Raw genomic sequence first — 19899 nt, forward strand, 5'->3', positions numbered from 1 at the left:
AGCTTCAGGTACGCCTTCAGCTCGTCCCGGGTCGGCCAGGCGGTGCCGTAGACCCGCTGGAGCTGCGGGTTCTTCTCCGACCCACGCCAGTACGCGGCGGCCGAGCGCATCAGCTTGAACGCGCCGAGCCGGGCCCGGCGGTTGGGGGCGAACTTGGCCACCCGGCGCAGCGGCACCGGGACCTCGTCAGCGGGCAGCCCGGGCAGCGCCGCGGCGCTGAGCGCCACGATCCGCTGCCGGACCGGCTCGGGCAGGACGGGCTCCGGTTCGACCGCGGGGGCCTCCGCCGCACCGTCGTCGGGGGCGGCTGCCAGGTCGCCCGCGGCGTCCGTCGTCGGGTCGTCGGGTGCGCCGGCCTCGTCCGGGGCGCCCCCACCGGCCACCTGCGCAGCGACGACCGACTCCTCCTGGGGGAGGTGGTCGTCGTACGGCTCGGTGAGGGGCATGTGGCAAGTCTCCCACCGGGACCGGGCCCACCGCCCGGTGAGTGAGCCGATCTCTCATCCTAGACCGGTGGTGCCGTCTGGTGCCGTTGGGACGGGAGTGTCGGACCGGGGCGCTAGCGTGCCGCGGATGGCACAGACCGAGTACGTCCAGGCGGCGCTGGCCGGCTTCGACCCCGGCGCGGGCGGGGTCGACCCGGCTCTGCCGCTGTACGCGACGACGTTCGTGGTGGTCGACCTGGAGACCACCGGCGGCGCGCCGGACGGCGGCGGCATCACCGAGGTCGGCGCGGTGAAGGTGCGCGGCGGCGAGGAGTTGGGCGTGCTGGCCACCCTGGTCAATCCCGGCGTGCCCATTCCACCCTTCATCACGGTGCTCACCGGCATCACCCAGGCGATGCTGCTGCCCGCACCGCCGATCGAGCAGGTGCTGCCGAGCTTCCTGGAGTTCATCTCCGACGCCGTGCTGGTGGCCCACAACGCCCCCTACGACGTCGGCTTCCTCAAGGCCGCCTGCGCCAAGCACGGCTACCGCTGGCCCAACCCGCGGGTGCTCGACACCGCCGCGCTGGCCCGGCGGGTGCTGACCCGCGACGAGGTGCCCAACCGCAAGCTCGGCACCCTGGCCGCCTACTTCCGCACCGCCACCCAGCCGACCCACCGGGCGCTCGACGACGCCAAGGCCACCGTCGACGTGCTGCACGGGCTGATCGCCCGCCTCGCCGGGCACCGGGTCGACACCGTCGGCGACGCGATCGAGTTCGCCAGGGCGGTCACGCCCACCCAGCGGCGCAAGCGGCACCTGGCCGAGGGGCTGCCCAAGGCCCCCGGGGTCTACATCTTCCGGGCCGCCGACGACCGCCCGCTCTACGTCGGCACCTCGGTCGACATCGCCACCCGGGTGCGCAGCTACTTCACCGCCGCCGAGAAGCGGGCCCGGATCTCCGAGATGCTCGCCGCGGCCGAGCGGGTGGAGGCGGTGGAGTGCGCCCATTCGCTGGAGGCCGAGGTCCGCGAGCTGCGGCTGATCGGCGCGCACGCGCCGCCGTACAACCGGCGCTCCAAGTTCCCGGAGCGGGTGGTCTGGCTGAAGCTGACCGACGGGCCATACCCCCGGCTGTCGGTGGTCCGGGGCATCTCCCCCGGCGACGACGCCTACCTGGGCCCGTTCAGCTCGCGTCGGGCCGCAGAGCTTGCCGCGGCGGGCTTCCACGACGCCGTGCCGCTGCGGCAGTGCACCCACCGGCTCTCGCTGCGCACGGTCACGCCGGCCTGCGCGCTGGCCGAGCTGGGTCGCTGCCCGGCGCCCTGCGAGCACCGGATCACCCCCGAGGAGTACGACCTCCGCGCCGCCGCGCCGTTCCGCACCGCGACCACCAGCGACCCACAGCCCGTCGTCGACGCGTTGCTCGCCCGGATCGAGGTCCTCTCCCGCGACCAGCGCTACGAGGAGGCGGCGGTGGTGCGGTCCCGGCTCGTCGCGGTGCTGCGGGCCGCGGTGCGGATGCAGCGGCTGACCGCGTTGACCGGGATCGCCGAGCTGGCTGCCGCCCGCCCGGCCGCCCGCGGCGGGTGGGAGCTGGCGCTGGTGCGACACGGCCGGCTGGCCGGGGCCGGGGTGTCGCCGCCCGGTGTCCACCCTCGACCGACGATCACCGCGATCCGGGCGACCGCCGAGACGGTCCCGCCGGGCCACGGCCCGATTCCCCGCGCCTCGGCGGAGGAGACCGAACGCATCCTGTCCTGGTTGGAGCGTCCGGAGACCCGGCTGGTCGAGGTCTCCTCAGGTTGGGCGTCCCCGGTGGCCGGTGCGGCCCGCTTCCGGGATCTGCTGAGCAAGGCCGAGGGCGCCGCGTCCCACCAAGTCTCGACCGAACGCTCATGACCAAGTGACCGATCGGACTACGTCGACTCGCTTAGGCTGTTAGAGAAGTGCAGTCCTGCCCGATTCGTGGGCCTGCTCCCGGTTGCCGGGGTGTCGGCGACCGTGGAGCCGGGGTGAGGAGGTGTCCCACGTGGACGTCGACGCCGGACACGGCGCCGCCCTGGGGGGCGCCCTTCCGACCCAGCCGGGCGAGCTGCCGCTGGCCCGGCGGCTGCGGTCGCTGCTGACCTGGCCGACCACCGAGACCGACCCGGTGACTCAGCTGGTCCGCTCGCATCGGGCGATCCACGCCGGAGCCGAACCCTCGGTGCTGCGCCGGGCCTACACCATCGCGGAGAACATGCACCGGGGGCAGTTCCGCAAGAGCGGCGAGCCCTACATCACCCATCCGCTCGCGGTCGCCCAGATCTGCGCCGACCTGGGCATGGACAGCACCACCCTGGTGGCGGCGCTGCTGCACGACACGGTGGAGGACACCCGCTACACCCTCCAGGCGCTCGCCGAGGACTTCGGGCACGAGGTGGCCCACCTGGTCGACGGGGTGACCAAGTTCGACAAGGCGTTCTACGGCAAGGCCGCCGAGGCCGAGACGATCCGCAAGATGATCATCGCGGCCGGCAAGGACGTCCGGGTCCTGATCATCAAGCTGGCCGACCGGCTGCACAACATGCGTACCCTCGGCGTCCGCTCGGCCGCCTCCCGCCAGCGGATCGCCCGGGCCACCCAGGAGGTGCTGGTCCCGCTCTGCGACCGGCTGGGCATCCAGACGCTCAAGCGGGAACTCGACGACGTGGTGCTGCTGCACCTGGAGCCCGACGAGCACGTCCGGATCGCCCGGCACGTGCACGACCGGCCGGGCTGGGACGCGTACCTCGAGGAGGTGGTCTCCCGGGCGAAGGCGGCGCTGCGCCGCAGCCGGGTCGACGCCGAGGTGACCCCCCGCCCCCGGCACCTCTACTCGATCTGGAAGGACACCGTGGCCGGTGGCCACGGCACCCCCTTCGACCTGCCCCGCATCGCCGTGGTGGTCGACGGGCCCGCCACCGACTGCTACGCGGCGCTGGGCGCGGTCCACGGGATCTGGCGGCCGATCGCCGGCCGCTTCAAGGACTTCATCGCCTCACCCAAGAACAACCTCTACCGCTCCCTGCACACCAGCGTCTGCGGCCCGCAGGACCGCACTGTGGAGGTGCTGATCCGCACGGAGGAGATGCACCGCTCGGCCGAGTACGGCATCGCCGCCCAGTTCCGCTTCCCGCGCGCCGGTGGCAGCGCGACGGCCCGGGCCGAGCAGCTCGACTGGCTGCGCCGGGTGCTCGACTGGGAGCAGGACGCCGCCGACCCGGCGCAGTTTTTGGAGTCGCTGCGCTGCGACCTCGCCGAGGCGCAGATCCAGGTCTTCGCCGACGGACGACAGGTGGTGCTGCCGGCCGGGGCCACCCCGGTCGACCTGGCGTACGAGCTGGGCACGGAGCGCGGCGACCGCTGCCTCGCCGCCCGGATCAACGGCCGACTCGCGCCGCTCTCCTCCGAACTGGACGAGGGCGACGTGGTGGAGATCTTCACCGAGACCGACGCGGAGGACGACTCCGACGCCGACGCCGCCTCGCACGGGCCACGCCGGGAGTGGCTCGGCTTCGTCAAGTCGCCGCACGCGCAGATGCAGATCAACCGATGGTTCGCCGAACACACCGAGCCCGGCATCTCGATCACCGACAAGGTCCGCCTCGGTCGGGCCACCATCGGCCTGGCCCTGCGCAAGCACGACCGCGGCCTGGCCAGCGACCTGCCCCTGCTCCGGCTCTCCGAGGAGCTGGGCTACCCCGACCTGGAGACCCTGCTGGTCGCGGTCTTCGACCGGGTGATCGAGCCGGACACCGTGGTACGCCAGCTCATCGACCTGGTGGACCACCGGCAGTGACCCCACCGGCCCCGGGGCGTCCGAGCGTTCCTCGCGGCCACTAGCCTGGACTCATGATCCCCCGCTCGCGCGCCACCGGACGAGCCCTCGCCTACCAGGTCTTCTACCGGCTGCCGCTGCCGGTGCGGCGACGCCTGGTCCGGCTGGCCGTGCCGAAGTACATCGTCGGCGCGGTCACCCTGGTCCGCGACGCGGAGGCCGACGGGGCGGGTCGTCTGCTGCTGCTGCGCCAGCCGCCCGGCAAGGGCTGGAGCCTCCCCGCCGGGCTGTTGGAACGGGGTGAGGCCCCGGTGGTGGGCGCCGCGCGCGAGCTGTACGAGGAGTCCGGCGTCCGGCTCTCCCCCAGCCAGCTCCGCCCCGCCGTGCCGAACGCGGTGGTGCACGCCAAGGGCTGGGTGGACGTGGTGTTCACCGCCGAGGTGCCGGCGTCGACCACCGCGCTGGCGGTCGACGGCGCGGAAGTCTTCGAGGCCGCCTGGCACCCGCTGGACGACCTGCCCAAGCTGACCTGGCCGACGGCCCGGCTGTTGGCGTACTACGACATCGGGCCGCTGGCCGGACAGTTCCCGCCGCCGGTGCCCGACACGCGGCCGTGAGCACGCCTGCGGCCGGTGAGGTCTGCGCCGTGGTGCTCGCCGCTGGCGAGGGCACCCGGCTGCGGCCGCTGACCGAGCGGCTGCCCAAGGCGCTCTGCCCGGTGGGGAACGTGCCGCTGCTGGACCGGGCGCTGGCCCGGCTGGCCGGGCTCGGAATGACCGGGCCCGGGCGGGTGGCCGTCAACGCCTGTTACCTCGGCGGGCAGGTGGTCGAGCACGTCGGCGACCGCGCCCACCTCTCGGTCGAGCCGGGCGACCCGCTCGGCACCGCGGGCGGCGTCGCCAACCTGCGGGACTGGATCGCCGGACGCGGGGTGCTGGTCGGCAACGCCGACGCCTACCTGGCCGACCCGGCGAGGCCACCGGGGCCGGACATCGCCGCGTTGCTGCGCGACTGGGACGGCGACTCCGTACGCCTGCTCGGCCAGCCCGCCGCGGACCCGGCGGCGCCCGGCACCTTCGACGGCCACGTCTTCACCGGTTTCTCGCTGCTGCCCTGGCGGCTGGTCAGGGAGCTGCCGGTGGCGTTCGGCGACCTGGTCCGGGCCCTCTGGCGTCCCGCGGAGGCGGCCGGCGCGCTGACCGTGATGCCCTACCCCGGCATTTTCTACGACACCGGCACCCCGGCCGACTACCTGGCGGCCAACCTGCACGCGGCCGGCGGCGCGGGCCTGGTCGACCCGACGGCCACGGTGACCGGCCGCTGCCGGGAGTCGGTGATCGGCGCCGGCGCGGTCGTACGCGGCGACGTCACCCGCACGGTGGTCTGGCCCGGCGCCACCGTCGGCCCGGGCGAGCGCCTGATCGACATGATCCGCGCCGGCGCGGACCTCACCGTCGAAGGAGCATCTAGCATGGGCCACGACGTCGACGAACGGAGAAGTGTGCCGTGATCACCGCGATCGTGCTGATCGACTGCGCCACCGACTCGATCCCCGAGGTGGCCGAGGCCCTGGCCAACCTGCCCGGCGTCAGCGAGGTCTACTCGGTGGCCGGCCACGTCGACCTGATCGCCATGGTCCGGGTCCGGGAGTTCGAACAGATCGCCCAGGTGATCGCCGGCAGCATCTCCAAGGTGCCCGGCGTGCTCGACACCGAGTCGCACATCGCCTTCCGGGCGTACTCCCGGCACGACCTGGAGGAGGCCTTCGCGATCGGCCTCGCCAACGCCGACTGACCGCGGACGCCGCGCCCCGGCGCCACGTCCGCGTCCGGCCACACGGCGGCCGGTCCACCCGTGCGGGTGGACCGGCCGTCGTCGTTCGGCGTCAGCTCCCGGTGGGAGCCGGCGTCTCGGTGTCGCCCGGGGCCGGGGCGGTGCCACCCGGAGCCGGCGGAACCGGCGGAGCCGGCGGGGCCGGCGCGGTGCCACCCGGGCTCGCGGGGCCGGTGGCGCCGGTCTGCGGGACCGGGATGCCCAGCTGTTCGGCCAGCTGGACCAGCGCGTCGTAGTGCGCCTGCAGGATCGGCAGGGCGGTCTGGGCCAGCTGGACCACCGACTGCTCGGAGCCCTGCGAGATCTCCGTCTGGGTGGCCTGGATGGACTGGACGTGACCGTTCAGCTCGCTGGTCACCCAGAGCCGGTCGAACTCCTCGCCGCTGGCGTTGTTCAGCTGCTCCAGAACGGCCTGCTGATCGGCGCTGGGCTCGTCGGGCAGCTCGACGCCGAGCTGCGTCGCGGTCTGCTGCACGGACTGGTCCAACTGGGTGTGGTCCGTCCTGAACCGCTCCCCCAGGTCCTTGACCCCCTGGTTCTGGCCCTTCTGCTGGGCCAGCTCACCCGCCGTGATCTCGAACAGGTTGCTCTGATGGATCGCCTGCAGGTACTGGGTGTCCTGCTGTGACGGCTGCGCCGCGGCCTGTGCCACCGCAGCGGGCGCCACTCCCACCAGCACCAGCGCGGCCAGCAGGCCGAGGCGTTTGATACCCAACATGCTTCCCCCCCAATGAGACGTTGGACCGCACGGATACCCGGCTGACCGGGGTTATTCCTGCGACCGGCGCACCCCAGGCACCGGCGGCGGAGCGGGCCCGCCTCCGACTGCGGGAGCGACCCAAGGGGAGGGAAAACGGACGTGGCGCCCACCGGAGGACTCCGGTGGGCGCCACGTCGAGGTGTCGCGGGGGTCAGCGACGGCTCTCGCCGCTGCTGATCTCCTCCCGCTCCGGTCGGGGCTCGACCGGCGGGTGACCCGGCGAGACCGGCGCCTCGGCCGGCTTCTCGATCGGGTAGAAGAAGCCGCGGATGGCCGGGCCGAGCGCGCCGAGCCGGTTCATCTTCTTCGGCACGACCCAGCCGACGTACTCCAGTGCGCCGTGGCCGTCGGCGTGCCCGTTCGCCGCGCTGAGCGGCTGGTGCACCTCGACGAACCGGCCGTCCGGCAGGCGCCGGATGATGCCCGTCTCGACACCGTGGGCGAGCACCTCCCGGTCGTGCTGCTGCAGGCCGAGGCAGATCCGGTAGGTGACGTAGTACGCCAGCGGCGGGACCAGCAGCAGGCCGATCCGGCCGGCCCAGGTCATCGCGTTCAGGCTGATCTGGAACTTGTCGGCGATGACGTCGTTGGCGCCGGAGAGCGTCAGGACCACGAAGAAGGACACCGCCATGGCGCCCACCGCGGTCCGGGCCGGAACGTCGCGGGGCCGCTGGAGCAGGTTGTGGCTGCGGTAGTCCTTGAGGTGGCGCGCCTCCAGGAACGGGTAGAGCGTGGAGAGGCCCACCAGGATGCCCGGCAGCACGACCGTCGGCCAGAACAGCGGCGGGATGACGTACCCGTCACCGATCGGGATGGGGATCTCCCAGGCCGGCATCAGCCGGGTCGAGCCGTCGAGGAACATCACGTACCAGTCCGGCTGGCTGGCGGCCGAGACCACCCACGCCTCGTACGGGCCGAACAGCCAGATCGGGTTGATCTGGAACAAGCCACCCATCAGCGCGACCACGCCGAAGACGACCATGAAGAAGCCGCCCTGCTTGAGCGCGTAGCGCGGGAACATCCGCTCGCCGACCACGTTGCCGTTGGTCCGGCCGGGGCCGGGCCACTGGGTGTGCTTCTGCTTGAAGACCAGGCCCAGGTGGACGCTGATCAGCGCGATCAGCAGACCCGGGATGAGCAGCACGTGGGCGATGAAGAACCGGCTGATGATGATGTCGCCCGGGAACTCCCCGCCGAAGACCGACGAGGTGACCCAGGAGCCGATCACCGGGATGGAGAGCATGATCGCCGAAGCGATCCGCAGACCGGTGCCGGAGAGGCCGTCGTCCGGCAGCGAGTAGCCGGTGAAGCCGGCCAGGAAGCCGACCCAGAAGAGCAGCGAGCCGATGATCCAGTTCGTCTCACGCGGCTTGCGGAACGCGCCGGTGAAGAAGACCCGCAGCATGTGCACCACGATGGCGGCCATGAACAGCAGCGCCGACCAGTGGTGCATCTGCCGCATGATCAGACCACCCCGGACGTCGAACGACAGGTCCAGGCTGGAGGCGTACGCGGCCGACATCGGCGTGCCCCGCAGCGGGGCGTAGCTGCCGTTGTAGACGACCTCGGTCATCGCCGGCTCGAAGAAGAAGGTCAGGTAGACACCGGTCAGCAGCAGGATCACGAACGAGAAGAGCGCGATTTCGCCCAGCAGGAACGACCAGTGGTCGGGGAAGACCTTGTTCAGCAGCCTGCGCAGGGGGGTGGCCACCTGGAAGCGGTCGTCCAACCCCCGGGCGGCGTTGCCCGGCGCTGCTGCCATGTCAAACTTTCTGCGCTTCACGGCCGCTCCCAGAAGTCGGGCCCGACGGTCTCGGTGTAGTCGGACTTAGCCACGAAGTAGCCCTCGGAGTCCACCTCGATCGGCAACTGCGGCAGCCGGCGGCTGGCAGGGCCGAAGATGGGCCGGGCGTTGTCGGTGATCAGGAACTGCGACTGGTGGCACGGGCAGAGCAGACGGTTGGTCTGCTGCTCGTACAGGCTCGCCGGGCAGCCGGCGTGCGTGCAGACCTTCGAGTAGGCGGCGTAGTTGCCCCACATGTAGTCGCCGTGGCCGACCCGCTCGTTGGCCTGGCGCGACTCGTCCGCGTCGGAGTCCCGCAGGTGGATCAGCAGGGTCGGCGAGTCCGCGTGCTTGTTGCTGATGCCGTGGTCGATGCCGGGGAAGACGGTGATCTGCCCGCCGGTGCTGATGTCCGCCGGGCGGACCGGACGGCCGTCCTCACGGACCAGCCGGATCTTCTCGCCACCCTCGGCGGGGGCGAACCCGGTGGTGAACATCTGGTTGTTCTTGTGCGGGTCCGAGATCAGACCGCCGACCAGCGGCGCCGCGGCCACCGCGCCCACCGGCGCGAGACCGGCCAGCAGCGAGATGCCGAGCAGCGGCCGGCGCTTCACGCCCATCTCCTCGGCCATGTAGAGCATGGTGTGGCCGGTGATCGTGCGGTCGTCCTCGGCGACGGCACCCTCGTGCCGGTCCTGAATCGAGACCTCCTTGGGCAGCAACTTCTTGCCCCAGGTCAGGATGCCGAAACCGACGGCGAGCAGGGCCACGCCGAGGGTGACGCCGAGCAGCGGGGTGTACCACTTGTCGCCGCCCCGGCCCGGGGCGTACTGCCACGGCCACCAGATGTAGATGACCAGGAAGGCGGTCGCCGCCAGACCGGTCAGCAGGAAGAACGAGGCGACCACCCGGGTCAGCCGGCGCTCGGCCTTGGTGCCCGGGATCACCTGCGGCTCGTAGTGGACGATCTCGATGTCGTCCCGGCGCGCGCCCTCGCGGACGATGTCGAACTGGGAGAGCCCCGGGGTGTTCACGTCGAGCGGCTCCCGGCCCTGCTGGGCCTGGTGCTCGGTGTGCGTGGTCATGCCGTCACCTCGCTACGCGCGGTGCCGAGCCGCGGCACCGAAGCACTGAATCGAATGATCCGCCCGGTCACGACTTGCCCGCAATCCACAGGCTAGCGAAGACGAGGGCGACGATGCCAACCAGGAAGATCGCCAGTCCCTCGGTGGAGGGACCGTACCGGCCCAGGTTGAACCCGCCCGGGTCCTGGTCGTGCTTCAGGGTCTCCTGGATGTAGGCGATGATGTCCGCCTTCTGCTCCGGAGTGATCTGGTTGTCGCCGAAGACTGGCATGTTCTGCGGGCCGCTGAGCATCGCGGCGTAGATCTGCCGGTCGCTGGCCGGGCGCAGGCTCGGGGCGTACTTGCCGGACGAGAGCGCGCCGCCGCCGCCGCCGAAGGCGTGGCACTGCGAGCAGTTGATCCGGAACAGCTCGCCGCCGGCGGCGATGTTGGCGTCGGAGTGCAGGTCGTCGCCCTCCGGCACGATCGGGCCGCCGCCGAGCTCCTGGACGTACTGGCCGAGCTGGCGGATCTCCTCGTCGGTGAAGACCTTCGGCTTGCGCTGCGCCTGGGCCTCCTGGCGGGCCATCGGCATGCGGCCGGTGCCGACCTGGAACTCGACCGAGGCCGCGCCGACGCCGACCAGGCTCGGCCCGCGCCCCTCGACACCCTGCGCGTTGCGACCGTGACAGGTCACACAGCTCACGTCGAACAGCGCCTTGCCCTCGGCGGCGGCACCGGTGAGCGGCGGGTTGTCCTGCGCCTGCACACCGGGGGCGAAGACGGTGTAGGCGCCGCCGGCCAACATCAGCGCGGCGAACAGTCGGACCGCGGCGCCCAGCCGGCGGCGGCCCCTGCTGCGCGCTGCGGGCCGCTCGCGCAGCCGCGCGAGCAGACCGCGTCGGCGGTCGTTGTCAGAAGTCATGACCTGTGTCCTTAACCGGTTGGACCTTGTCTCAGGGGACGGGGCAGCGGCGCGGTTCGTGACGCGCCAAGATCACTGAAGCCAGTAGATCATGGCGTAGAGCCCGATCCACACGACGTCGACGAAGTGCCAGTAGTAGGACACGACGATGGCCGACGTGGCCTGCGCCGGGGTGAACCGGCCCATCGTGGTGCGGATCATGTAGATGACGAAGGCGATCAGACCGCCGGTCACGTGCAGACCGTGGAAGCCGGTGGTCAGGTAGAACATCGACCCGTAGCCGTCTTCGTTGATCTTGACACCCTCGTGCACCAGCGTCCGGTACTCGTTGACCTGGCCGAGCACGAAGATCAGGCCCATCACGAAGGTGATCGTGAACCAACGCCGCAGCGCGTGCACGTCACCCTTCTCGGCGGCGAACACCCCGAGCTGGCAGGTCACCGAGGACAACACCAGGATCACCGTGAAGGTGGTCGCGTAGGGGATGTTGAGGTGCTCGGTGTGCTTCTCCCACTGCTCCGGCGCCGCAGCGCGGATGGAGAAGTACATCGCGAACAGCGCCGCGAAGAACATGAGTTCGCTGGAGAGCCACACGATCGTCCCGACGCTGACCATGTTGGGTCTGGTCAGGGAGTGGATCCGGCTCTTGTCAATGGCTGGGGCCGCAGTCACGCGGTCATTATTGCCCGCGACCGGCGCCGCCGATCAGCGGGGTGGCAATCCCGTGGCATTCGCAGCCCGATCTGGGTGGTCCGGTTCGCCTGACCTAGGCTGAAAAGCGTGCTGCACGTCGATCTGATCTCCGCCGCCACCTCGGTGGCCGCGCCGGTGGTGGCCGAGGCCACACCGCCGCCGTTCACCGTCACCTCGGTGTTCACCGAGACGCGGCTGGACAGCTGGCTGGCCGTGGGCCTGGTGCTGGCCGCCGGAATCTACCTCTACGGGGTGCACCGGCTGCGCCTGCGGGGCGACCGGTGGCCGGTCGCCCGGACCGTCTTCTTCATCGGTCCCGGCCTCGGCGGCATCGCGGCGGTCACGGTCAGCGGCCTGCACGCGTACGACACGGCGCTGCTGTCGGTGCACATGGTCCAGCACATGGTGCTCTCGATGATCTCGCCGATCTTCCTCGCGCTGGGCGCCCCGGTGACGCTGGCCCTGCGCACCCTGCCGCAACGACCCCGCAAGCGGCTGCTGGCGGTCGTGCACAGCCGGGTGGCGCGGATCTACACCTTCCCGCTGGTGGCGTTCGCCATCTTCGTGGTCAACCCGTTCGCGCTCTACTTCAGCGACCTGTACCGCTACACCCTGGAGCACGCCTGGGCGCACGAGGTGGTGCACGCGCACTTCATCATGACCGGCTGCGTGTTCTTCTGGCCCCTGCTCGGGCTCGACCCGCTCCCCGGGCGCTGGCCGTACCCGGCCCGGGCGCTGCTGATGCTGCTCTCCGTGCCGTTCCACACCGTGCTCGGGCTCACCATCATGCAGAGCACCACGCTCTTCGGCGGCGACTGGTACCCGTCGCTCGGGCTGGCCTGGTCGGACCCGTGGAACGACCAGGTGGTCGCCGGGGGCATCCTCTGGGCCGGCGGCGAGTTCGTCAGCGTGACCATGCTCGCGGTGCTGGTCGTGCAGTGGATGCGGCAGGCCGAGCGGGAGGCCCGCCGGGTCGACCGCGACCTGGACCGCCAGGAGGCCCGCCAGCGCGCCGCGGAGTCGGCCTCCTGAGCTGCGCCGACGGTACGCCCCGACGACCGCGCCGGGCGGGACGTCACCAACCTCACACCGACCGGTACGATCAGCGGGCAGCTACGAGGTGGGAGCAGTTCATCCATGAGCGATCGTCTTTGCACCGTCCTGCTCTACAGCGACGACCCGCTGGTCCGCGACCGGATGCGGCTCGCCGTCGGCACCCGGCCGGCACCCGGCCTCCAGATCGAGTTCGTCGACGCGTCCACCTACGCCGAGTGTGTCCGGCTCGTCGACGACTACGAGATCGACCTGCTGCTGCTCGACGGTGAGGCGAGCCCGGGCGGCGGCATCGGCATCGCCCGGCAGATCAAGGACGACCGGGACGACGCTCCCCCGACCTGCGTGGTGATCGCCCGCGCCGCCGACCGATGGCTCGCGGCCTACGCCGAGGTCGACGCCACCCTGGTGCACCCGCTCGACCCGGTGACCACCGGCACCACGGTGGCCGAGCTGCTGCGGACGCACGCCCCCGCCTGACGTCCCCACACCTCGGCGCCGGAGCAGTCGGCGCCCGGGTCGGGAACGCCGGAGGCAGCGGCGCCAGACCGGCCGGCGCCGGAGCGAACGGCGCCGGTTCCGCCCCACCCGCATTCGTACGCTCGGGAGGCCCGCCATGGGCGATCGGACCTGGCCGCACCTGCTCACCGCGCTGCTGCGTGACGAGGAGCTCTCCACCGCCGACACCGCCTGGGCGATGGGCGAGATCATGTCCGGCTCGGCGGCCCCCGCCCAGATCGCGGGCTTCGTCGTCGCGCTGCGGGCCAAGGGCGAGACCTCGGCCGAGCTGGCCGGTCTGGTCGAGGCGATGCTCGGCCGGGCGGTCCTCGTCGAGCTCCCCGAGGAACTGCGCGCCACCGCGCTGGACGTGGTGGGCACCGGCGGAGACCTCGCGCACACGGTCAACATCTCCACCATGACCGCCCTGGTGGTGGCCGGCGCCGGCGTCCGTGTGGTCAAGCACGGCAACCGGGCCGCCTCCTCCTCCTGCGGCACCGCCGACGTGCTGGAGTTCCTCGGCCTACCGCTGGACCTGGGCCCGGAGGGCGTGACCCGGTGCGTCACCGAGGCCGGCATCGGCTTCTGCTTCGCCGCCCGCTTCCACCCCGGGATGCGGCACGCCGGGGTCACCCGGCGGGAGCTGGGCGTGCCGACCGCCTTCAACTTCCTCGGCCCGCTGACCAACCCGGCCCGGCCGCGGGCCGCCGCCGTCGGCTGCTTCGACCGCCGGATGGCCCCGGTGATGGCCGACGTCTTCGCCGCCCGGGGCGACTCGGTGCTGGTGATGCGGGGCGAGGACGGGCTGGACGAGTTCACCACCGCCGCGCCGACCCGCGTCTGGGCGGCCCAGGGCGGCACCGTGAGAGAGGCGGTGCTGGACGCGGCCGACCTCGGGGTGCCCCGGTCCACCCTGGCCGACCTGCGCGGCGGTGACGCCGCCTTCAACGCCGACGTGGTCCGCCGCCTGCTGGCCGGCGAAACCGGCCCGGTACGCGACGCCGTCCTGGTCAACGCGGCGGCGGCGCTGGCCACCCAGGGCCCGCTCGACGGCGACCTGACCGAGGCGCTGCGCGCCGGGATGGACCGGGCCGCCGCCTCCATCGACTCCGGGGCCGCCGCCCGCACCCTCGACCGCTGGATCGAGGTCGCCCGCTCCCTCTGACCCGTGGCGCGCGGGAGGTTGTCGTACCCCCGTGGGAAACTACAGCTGAGTAATTTCCACTTCCGTCGTGCGCTCCGGCGCCTACGGCGGGCCACCAGGGACGAGAGGAAACGCCCGTGTCGGACCGCGAGCTTCACTGCGACACCTGCGAGGGCGTTCAGCCGTTCGAGGCGCCGCCGTGCCTCGACGGCCACGGCGCCGACTGCCCCGAGCTGATCTGCACCGGCTGCGGCACGGCCGTGCTCATCGCCACCTTCACGTTCCGCGCCCCACGCCTGGCCGACCGCCGGCGCCGCCCGGCCGCCCAGCGCCGCGCCGCCTGACCGGCACGCCACCCTCCCTCCCTGAGCGGCACGCCACCTTCCCCTCGGGGGGAGGCGGGCGCAGCAGAAAGGCCCGCCTCCCCCCGAGGGGAAGCGGGCCTTTCTGATGCTCAGGGCCGCGGTCGGCGGCTCAGTGCTCGGCGGTCCGCCGGGTGCCGGAGTAGTACTCGAAGAGCAGGCCGCAGGCCGCGAAGACGACCGCCACCAGACCCAGGCCCAGCAGCCAGAACTGCCAGAACACCAGGCCGAAGCCGGAGATCGCGGCGGCCAGCGCCAGGCCGAACGGCCAGTAGCTGCCCGGGCTGAAGAAGCCGATCTCGCCCGCGCCGTCGGCGATCTCGCCGTCCGGCCGGTCCTCCGGCCGCAGGTCGATCCGGCGGGAGACGAACCAGAAGAAGCCGCCGCACATCGCGCAGAGCAGGAAGCTCAGCAGCAGCGCGACCGTGCCGACCCACTCGACCTGGCCGCCGGCGTCGGCGGCGGTCCACCCGCCGTAGAGGGCGGTGGCGAAGAGCAGGAACCCGGCGATGATCAGGAAGATGCGCCACTCGGTCTTCATGGCTGATCCCTCAGCTTCCCGCGCCGGTCGGGGCAGCGCTGTCCGGGTTGAAGTTGGCCGTGTTCCGCCGCGTCTCGAACGGCCGCGTGGTCTGGGCGTACGGCTTCTCGCCGATGGCCGTCAGCGCGTCCTGCGTGGACTTGCCGTCCCGCTTGGCGGCCAGGAACTGGTCGTACTTCTCCGGGGAAACGACCCGCAGCTCGAAGTTCATGAAGGCGTGGTAGCTGCCGCACAGCTCGGCGCAGCGGCCCACGTAGGCGCCCTCGGCCTCGAGCTTGGAGACCTCGAACACGTTGCGGATCTTGCCCGGCATGACGTCCCGCTTGAACAGCAGCTCCGGCACCCAGAAGGAGTGGATGACGTCGCGGCTGGTCTCCTCGAACCGGATGGACCGGTCGGTCGGGAGCACCAGGATCGGGATGACCTCGCTGGTGCCGAGCACCGAGGCGACCGTGTTGGCCTCCCGGCCCTGGCCGTCGCGGTAGTTGAACTGCCAGTTCCACTTGAAGGCGACCACCTCGACCGTGACGTCGGGGTTCTTGGTCGTCCGGACCACGTCGGTCTGCACGACCGCCGTGTAGTAGAAGAGCACCGAGACGATCAGGATCGGCGCGATGGTGTAGAGGAACTCCATCGGCATGTTGTAACGGGTCTGCACCGGCAGCTCGTTGCCCCGCTTGCGGTAGCGCACGACGCACCAGAAGATCAGGCCCCACACGAACACGCCGACCGCGAGCGCCGCGATGCACGAGGCGATCCACAGGTCGTACATCCGGCGCGACTCGGGCGTGATGCCGCCCTGCGGCCAGCCGAAGCCGCCGAAGGCCCCGCCGACGTCGCAGCCCGTGAGCAGGACCAGCAGCGCCGCTCCGCCGAGACCGAGCCCGGCGAGCCGACCAGCACCACGTCCCCGGCGCCCGCTGGCTCCTCGGGAAGCGCTGTGCCGTACGGCCGACGGCCGTACCTCCGAACTCCTTGCGACCACCTGGTCCTGCCTCCCTAGCGCGCCGCGGTGTCTGTTCTGTTCTGCCGGCCTCCGCCGGGCGGAGCGACAGCACCGGCGGCAAAGGCGTCACCGACGGTCGCAGATTACTCGACCATGACGGGCTCGACCGTGTTGGGGTCACTCTCCGCCCCCCATCGGGGGGATCTTGGGCATACCCGCGCGATAGCGTTGACTCCCGTGAGCGCTTCCCCGGTCTACCTGGACGCGGCCACCGCCGCGCCGCTGCATCCGGTCGCCCGGCAGGCGCTGCTGGCGGCCCTCGACGACGGCTGGGCCGACCCCGGCAAGCTCTACGCGCAGGCCCGCCGGGCCCGCCAGCTCCTCGACGCGGCGCGGGCGGCGACCGCCGAGACCCTGGGCGTACGCCCCGACGAGCTCTCCTTCACCCCCAGCGGTACGGCCGCCGCACACGGCGCCGTGCTCGGCGGCCTGTCCGGCCGCCGCCGGGTCGGCACCGCCCTGGTGCACTCCGCGATCGAGCACTCCGCCGTCCTGCACGCCGCCGAGCGGCACGTGGCCGGCTGCGGGACTGCCGCCGAGGTGCCGGTGGACCGGCTGGGCCGGGTCGACCTGGACGGCTGGGCCGAGGCGGTGCGGGCGCCGGGGGTGGCGCTCGCCGCCCTGATCGCCGCCAGCCACGAGGTGGGCACCGTGCAGCCGGTCGCCGAGGCGGCCGCCGCGTGCGCCGAGGCGGGGGTGCCGCTGTACGTGGACGCCGCCCAGGCGGTGGGCCGGGTGCCGGTGCCGGCGGGCTGGTCGGTGCTGAGCGCCAGCGCGCACAAGTGGGGCGGCCCGCCCGGGGTGGGGCTGCTGGTGGTCCGCAAGGGCGCCCGCTGGGAGTCCCCCTGGCCGGCCGACGACCGGGAGTCGGGGCGTACGCCGGGAACGGTGAACCTGCCGGCGGTGGTGGCGGCGGCGGCGAGCCTGCGCGCGGCGGCGGCCGACGCGGCCGCCGAGGCGGCCCGGTTGACGCCGCTGGTGGACCGGATCCGGGCCCGGGTGGCGGCGGAGGTGCCGGACGTGGAGGTGGTGGGTGATCCCCACCACCGTCTCCCCCACCTGGTGACGTTCTCCTGCCTGTACGTCGACGGCGAGGCCCTGCTGCATGCGCTGGACCGGCGGGGGTTCGCCGTCTCCTCCGGCTCCTCCTGCACCTCGTCCACGCTGCGCCCGTCGCACGTGCTGGAGGCGATGGGGGTGCTCTCGCACGGCAACGTGCGGGTGTCGCTGCACCGGGAGACGACGGAGGCCGACGTCGAGCGGTTCCTCGCCGAACTGCCCGGCATCGTGGCCGACCTGCGTGCCGAGGCGGGGGTGGTGGGGCTGTGACGGCGCCGGCGGAGATCCTCGACTGTCGTGGCCAGCGCTGCCCGCTGCCCGTGATCGCGGTCGCCCGGCGGCTGCCCGAGCTGCCCGTCGGCACGGTGGTGCGGGTGCTGGCCGACGACCCGGCGGCGGCGGTGGACCTTCCCGCCTGGTGCCGGATGCGCGGCCAGGAGTTCCTCGGCACCGTCACCGGCCCCGACGGCCCCGCCTACGACGTGCGCCGCCGGCACTGACCCCCGGTGCTCCCGGCCAGCCCCGGCAGCCGGGCGAACGCGGCCGGGACCGGTGTCACGGCAGCAGGTGCACGCGGACGTCCTCGGCGGCCACGTCTCCGTACGACTCCGCGAGGCGCTTGACGAACAGGTCGCGGCGGACCTGGTACTCCTGGGTGCCGACGGTCTCCAGCACCAGCGTGGCGAGCAGGGAGCCGACCTGGGCGGCCCGCTCCAGCCCGAGGCCCCAGGAGAGCGCGGTGAAGAATCCGGCCCGGAAGCCGTCGCCGACGCCGGTCGGGTCGACGGCCCGGATCTCCCGGGCGATCGGCACGTGGATCGGGTCGATGTCCCGGCCGGCGATCTCCACACCGTGCTTGCCCAGCGTGGTGACCCGCACCTTGACCAGGTCGAGCAGCTGCTCGTCGGAGAGGCCGGCCTTGCTCTGCAGCAGCGACTTCTCGTAGTCGTTGGTCATCAGGTAGTCGGCGCCCTCGATCAGCGCGACGACGTCCTCGCCGGGCATCCGGGCGAGCTGCTGGGACGGGTCTGCCGCGAAGGCGTACCCCCGCTCCCGGCACTCGGCGGAGTGCCGCAGCATCGCCTCCGGGTCGTTCGCGCCGACCAGCACGAGGTCCAGCCCGTCGAGGCGGCGCGCGACCGGCTCCAGCTCGATGTTGCGGGCCTCGCTCATCGCCCCGGCGTAGAAGGAGGCGATCTGGCACATGTCGGTGTCGGTGGTGCAGACGAACCGGGCGGTGTGCGCCACCTCGCTGATGTGCACCGACTCGCAGTCCACCCCGTGCCGCTCCAGCCAGGAGCGGTAGTCGGCGAAGTCCGCGCCGACCGCCCCGACCAGGACCGGGTGCAGGCCCAGCTGGCCCATGCCGAAGGCGATGTTCGCCGCCACCCCGCCGCGACGCAGCACCAGGTCGTCCACCAGGAAGGAGAGCGACACCTTGTGCAGCTGATCGGCGATGAACTGGTCGGCGAACCGGCCGGGGAAGCTCATCAGGTGGTCGGTGGCGATCGAGCCGGTCACGGCGATCTTCATGTCAACCCTCGGGGTCGGGAGCAGGGCGCCGGTCAGCCTACCGGCCCGGAAACCCGGCGGTGACCGGTCGGTCGCCCGACGGCCGCCTCCCGCTCACCCTCCCTGGTCACCGCGCCGATCCGGCCGGCGGGCGGCCGGGCGACACCGACCAGGCGGCGTACGGGCGAACGGCCGGGGCGGCGGGGCCGCTGCGCCGCGGAGCGGTCAAGCGGGTTGGAACGCGACAGCGGGGCCGTCCCGGAGGACGGCCCCGCTGTCGCAGAGACAGGTCGACTCAGTTGAACGAGTCGCCGCAGGCGCAGGAGTTGCCCGCGTTCGGGTTGTCGATGGTGAAGCCCTGGGCGTCGATGCGGTCCGCGAAGTCGATGGTCGCGCCGGCGAGGTAGGGGGCGCTCATCCGGTCGACGACGACCTCGACACCGTCGAAGTCGGTGACGACGTCACCGTCGAGCGACCGCTCGTCGAAGAACAACTGGTACCGCAGGCCGGAGCAGCCACCGGGCTGCACCGCGACCCGGAGCCGCAGGTCGTCGCGGCCCTCCTGCTCGATCAGGGCCTTGACCTTCTGCGCCGCGACGTCGGTGAGGACGACGGACGTGGGGGCCTTGGCCTCGGTCGACTCGGTCTGCGCTGGCGTGGTCACGTGGAAATCTCCCTGCGCGGTATGGGTCCGGACGCACTGGCCAACGTCGCGCGTCGTCCAGTGATTCCCGGTGTGGTCCAGATCCGATCCTACGCCGCCCCGCCGAAGTCGGCCCGGGTGGCGTGACTCGCGGCGCAGGTCGTCCCGCCGCCCGCACGCCCCGACGGGCGCTCAGCGGCTCCACTGCCGGGCGAGCCGCGCGCCCAGCGCCCGCAGCCCCTCGGCGGGCCGGCCCATCGCCGCCTCGACCCCGCCGCGCTCCTCGCCCCCGAAATGTTCCACGAGGCTGTACGCCTCGGTCACCCCGGCGGAGGCGGCCTCGCGCCGGCCGGTGCTCACCCGCCCCGCCAGCACCACGCAGGGCACTCCCCGGTCCCGGGCCGCCCCGGCCACTCCGGCGACCACCTTGCCGCGCAGCGACTGGTGGTCGAAGGAGCCCTCACCGGTGATCACCAGGTCGCACGCGTCGAGCGCGGCCTCCAGCCCGATCGCCCGGGTGACCAGGCCGATGCCGGACTCGCAGCGCCCACCGAGGGCGAGGACCGCCGCACCGAGCCCGCCGGCCGCGCCGCCGCCGGGCAGCACGCCCAGGCCCGGCGGGCACCCGGGCAGGTCCCGTTCCAGCACGGCCGCCCAGCGTTCCAGGGCGGCATCGAGCAGCAGCACGTCGGCGCGGCTGGCGCCCTTCTGCGGGCCGTACACGTTGCTCGCGCCGTGCAGCCCCAGCAACGGGTTGTCCACGTCGGTGGCGGCGACCAGGGCGGCCCCGCGCAG

The 19899-nt window shown here is 72.5% G+C and carries 21 protein-coding genes and 1 pseudogene; 11 read left to right on the forward strand and 11 right to left on the reverse strand.

The annotated features are described in order from the left end of the window. Nucleotides 1-446, reverse strand: a pseudogene (locus NCC78_RS12350) (hypothetical protein); the annotation flags it as partial. Nucleotides 447-573: 127 nt separating this feature from the next. On the opposite strand from NCC78_RS12350, the gene NCC78_RS12355 reads away from it, so the two are divergent. The 5 genes from NCC78_RS12355 (at nt 574) to NCC78_RS12375 (ending at nt 6022) form a co-directional block, all read left to right on the forward strand. After that, nucleotides 574-2328, forward strand: coding sequence for a DEDD exonuclease domain-containing protein (locus NCC78_RS12355; RefSeq protein ID WP_250794539.1), 1755 nt, complete (start codon nt 574-576; stop codon nt 2326-2328). Between the two features lie 130 nt (nt 2329-2458). Beyond that, nucleotides 2459-4249 (forward strand): RelA/SpoT family protein, encoded by a 1791-nt coding sequence (locus NCC78_RS12360; RefSeq protein WP_250794541.1) that lies wholly within the window; start codon nt 2459-2461, stop codon nt 4247-4249. Nucleotides 4250-4302: 53 nt separating this feature from the next. After that, nucleotides 4303-4845, forward strand: coding sequence for an NUDIX hydrolase (locus tag NCC78_RS12365; protein ID WP_250794542.1), 543 nt, complete (start codon nt 4303-4305; stop codon nt 4843-4845). Next, nucleotides 4842-5738 carry a nucleotidyltransferase family protein gene (locus tag NCC78_RS12370; RefSeq protein WP_250794543.1) on the forward strand — a complete coding sequence of 299 codons (897 nt, stop codon included), beginning with the start codon at nt 4842-4844 and terminating at the stop codon, nt 5736-5738. Before NCC78_RS12365 ends, NCC78_RS12370 begins: the two co-directional genes overlap by 4 nt. After that, on the forward strand, nt 5735-6022 hold the full coding sequence (locus NCC78_RS12375; protein ID WP_250794545.1) for an Lrp/AsnC family transcriptional regulator: 288 nt from the start codon (nt 5735-5737) through the stop codon (nt 6020-6022). Before NCC78_RS12370 ends, NCC78_RS12375 begins: the two co-directional genes overlap by 4 nt. A 91-nt stretch (nt 6023-6113) precedes the next feature. On the opposite strand, the gene NCC78_RS12380 is transcribed toward NCC78_RS12375, so the two are convergent. The 5 genes from NCC78_RS12380 to ctaE form a co-directional block, all read right to left on the reverse strand. After that, a complete protein-coding gene (locus NCC78_RS12380) occupies nt 6114-6779 on the reverse strand; it encodes a DUF4142 domain-containing protein (protein ID WP_250794547.1) in 666 nt (221 codons plus the stop codon). Nucleotides 6780-6972: 193 nt separating this feature from the next. Next, a complete protein-coding gene (gene qcrB / locus NCC78_RS12385) occupies nt 6973-8604 on the reverse strand; it encodes a cytochrome bc1 complex cytochrome b subunit (RefSeq protein ID WP_250794549.1) in 1632 nt (543 codons plus the stop codon). After that, complete coding sequence (gene qcrA / locus NCC78_RS12390; RefSeq protein WP_250794551.1) at nt 8601-9689, reverse strand: cytochrome bc1 complex Rieske iron-sulfur subunit; 1089 nt, start codon at nt 9687-9689, stop codon at nt 8601-8603. The genes qcrB and qcrA overlap by 4 nt, the downstream gene beginning before the upstream one ends. Before the next feature lie 67 nt (nt 9690-9756). Further along, nucleotides 9757-10593 carry a cytochrome bc1 complex diheme cytochrome c subunit gene (gene qcrC / locus NCC78_RS12395; protein WP_250794553.1) on the reverse strand — a complete coding sequence of 279 codons (837 nt, stop codon included), beginning with the start codon at nt 10591-10593 and terminating at the stop codon, nt 9757-9759. 72 nt (nt 10594-10665) lie between these two features. Next, entirely contained in the window at nt 10666-11265 is a 600-nt protein-coding gene (gene ctaE / locus NCC78_RS12400) for an aa3-type cytochrome oxidase subunit III (protein WP_250794554.1), read from the reverse strand. A 108-nt stretch (nt 11266-11373) separates the two neighbouring features. Here ctaE and NCC78_RS12405 point away from each other — a divergent pair, with 108 nt between their 5' ends. The 4 genes from NCC78_RS12405 to NCC78_RS12420 all read left to right on the forward strand — a co-directional run bounded on the left by NCC78_RS12405 (nt 11374) and on the right by NCC78_RS12420 (nt 14325). Further along, nucleotides 11374-12318, forward strand: coding sequence for a cytochrome c oxidase assembly protein (locus NCC78_RS12405; protein WP_372495120.1), 945 nt, complete (start codon nt 11374-11376; stop codon nt 12316-12318). Nucleotides 12319-12423: 105 nt separating this feature from the next. Beyond that, on the forward strand, nt 12424-12819 hold the full coding sequence (locus NCC78_RS12410; RefSeq protein ID WP_250794555.1) for a helix-turn-helix domain-containing protein: 396 nt from the start codon (nt 12424-12426) through the stop codon (nt 12817-12819). 136 nt (nt 12820-12955) lie between these two features. Then, the gene (gene trpD, locus NCC78_RS12415; protein ID WP_250794557.1) at nt 12956-14002 is read left to right on the forward strand and encodes an anthranilate phosphoribosyltransferase; all 1047 of its coding nucleotides are present in this window, start codon (nt 12956-12958) and stop codon (nt 14000-14002) included. 116 nt (nt 14003-14118) lie between these two features. Continuing rightward, a complete protein-coding gene (locus NCC78_RS12420) occupies nt 14119-14325 on the forward strand; it encodes a hypothetical protein (protein ID WP_250794559.1) in 207 nt (68 codons plus the stop codon). A 130-nt stretch (nt 14326-14455) separates the two neighbouring features. Here NCC78_RS12420 and NCC78_RS12425 read toward each other — a convergent pair whose 3' ends face one another. After that, entirely contained in the window at nt 14456-14884 is a 429-nt protein-coding gene (locus NCC78_RS12425; protein ID WP_250794561.1) for a cytochrome c oxidase subunit 4, read from the reverse strand. 10 nt (nt 14885-14894) lie between these two features. Further along, entirely contained in the window at nt 14895-15869 is a 975-nt protein-coding gene (ctaC, locus tag NCC78_RS12430; protein ID WP_250794563.1) for an aa3-type cytochrome oxidase subunit II, read from the reverse strand. A 198-nt stretch (nt 15870-16067) separates the two neighbouring features. On the opposite strand from ctaC, the gene NCC78_RS12435 reads away from it, so the two are divergent. Both NCC78_RS12435 and NCC78_RS12440 read left to right on the forward strand, forming a co-directional pair. Next, complete coding sequence (locus tag NCC78_RS12435) at nt 16068-17219, forward strand: cysteine desulfurase family protein (protein WP_250794565.1); 1152 nt, start codon at nt 16068-16070, stop codon at nt 17217-17219. Beyond that, nucleotides 17216-17449, forward strand: a complete 234-nt coding sequence (locus tag NCC78_RS12440) for a sulfurtransferase TusA family protein (RefSeq protein WP_250794567.1) — start codon at nt 17216-17218, stop codon at nt 17447-17449. The genes NCC78_RS12435 and NCC78_RS12440 overlap by 4 nt, the downstream gene beginning before the upstream one ends. A gap of 55 nt (nt 17450-17504) precedes the next feature. Here the strand turns inward: NCC78_RS12440 and NCC78_RS12445 are convergent, their stop codons facing one another. From NCC78_RS12445 to NCC78_RS12455, 3 genes are all read right to left on the reverse strand, one after another. Further along, nucleotides 17505-18482 carry a carbohydrate kinase family protein gene (locus NCC78_RS12445; protein ID WP_250794569.1) on the reverse strand — a complete coding sequence of 326 codons (978 nt, stop codon included), beginning with the start codon at nt 18480-18482 and terminating at the stop codon, nt 17505-17507. A gap of 274 nt (nt 18483-18756) precedes the next feature. Beyond that, nucleotides 18757-19125, reverse strand: a complete 369-nt coding sequence (gene erpA, locus NCC78_RS12450; protein ID WP_250794570.1) for an iron-sulfur cluster insertion protein ErpA — start codon at nt 19123-19125, stop codon at nt 18757-18759. 171 nt (nt 19126-19296) lie between these two features. After that, on the reverse strand, nt 19297-19899 hold a 603-nt coding region (locus NCC78_RS12455; protein ID WP_250794571.1), incomplete at its 5' end, for a glycerate kinase.

The sequence above is a fragment of the Micromonospora phytophila genome, from assembly GCF_023656545.1.
Taxonomy (GTDB): Bacteria; Actinomycetota; Actinomycetes; order Mycobacteriales; family Micromonosporaceae; genus Micromonospora; species Micromonospora phytophila.

What these genes read in the sequence shown, in the direction of transcription:
- NCC78_RS12355 (WP_250794539.1), top strand. Translation starts at nt 574, where the DNA reads ATGGCACAGACCGAGTACGTCCAGGCGGCGCTGGCCGGCTTCGACCCC.
- NCC78_RS12365 (WP_250794542.1), top strand. Translation starts at nt 4,303, where the DNA reads ATGATCCCCCGCTCGCGCGCCACCGGACGAGCCCTCGCCTACCAGGTC.
- NCC78_RS12380 (WP_250794547.1), bottom strand. Translation starts at nt 6,779, where the DNA reads ATGTTGGGTATCAAACGCCTCGGCCTGCTGGCCGCGCTGGTGCTGGTG.
- qcrA (WP_250794551.1), bottom strand. Translation starts at nt 9,689, where the DNA reads ATGACCACGCACACCGAGCACCAGGCCCAGCAGGGCCGGGAGCCGCTC.
- qcrC (WP_250794553.1), bottom strand. Translation starts at nt 10,593, where the DNA reads ATGACTTCTGACAACGACCGCCGACGCGGTCTGCTCGCGCGGCTGCGC.
- NCC78_RS12410 (WP_250794555.1), top strand. Translation starts at nt 12,424, where the DNA reads ATGAGCGATCGTCTTTGCACCGTCCTGCTCTACAGCGACGACCCGCTG.
- trpD (WP_250794557.1), top strand. Translation starts at nt 12,956, where the DNA reads ATGGGCGATCGGACCTGGCCGCACCTGCTCACCGCGCTGCTGCGTGAC.
- NCC78_RS12425 (WP_250794561.1), bottom strand. Translation starts at nt 14,884, where the DNA reads ATGAAGACCGAGTGGCGCATCTTCCTGATCATCGCCGGGTTCCTGCTC.
- NCC78_RS12445 (WP_250794569.1), bottom strand. Translation starts at nt 18,482, where the DNA reads ATGAAGATCGCCGTGACCGGCTCGATCGCCACCGACCACCTGATGAGC.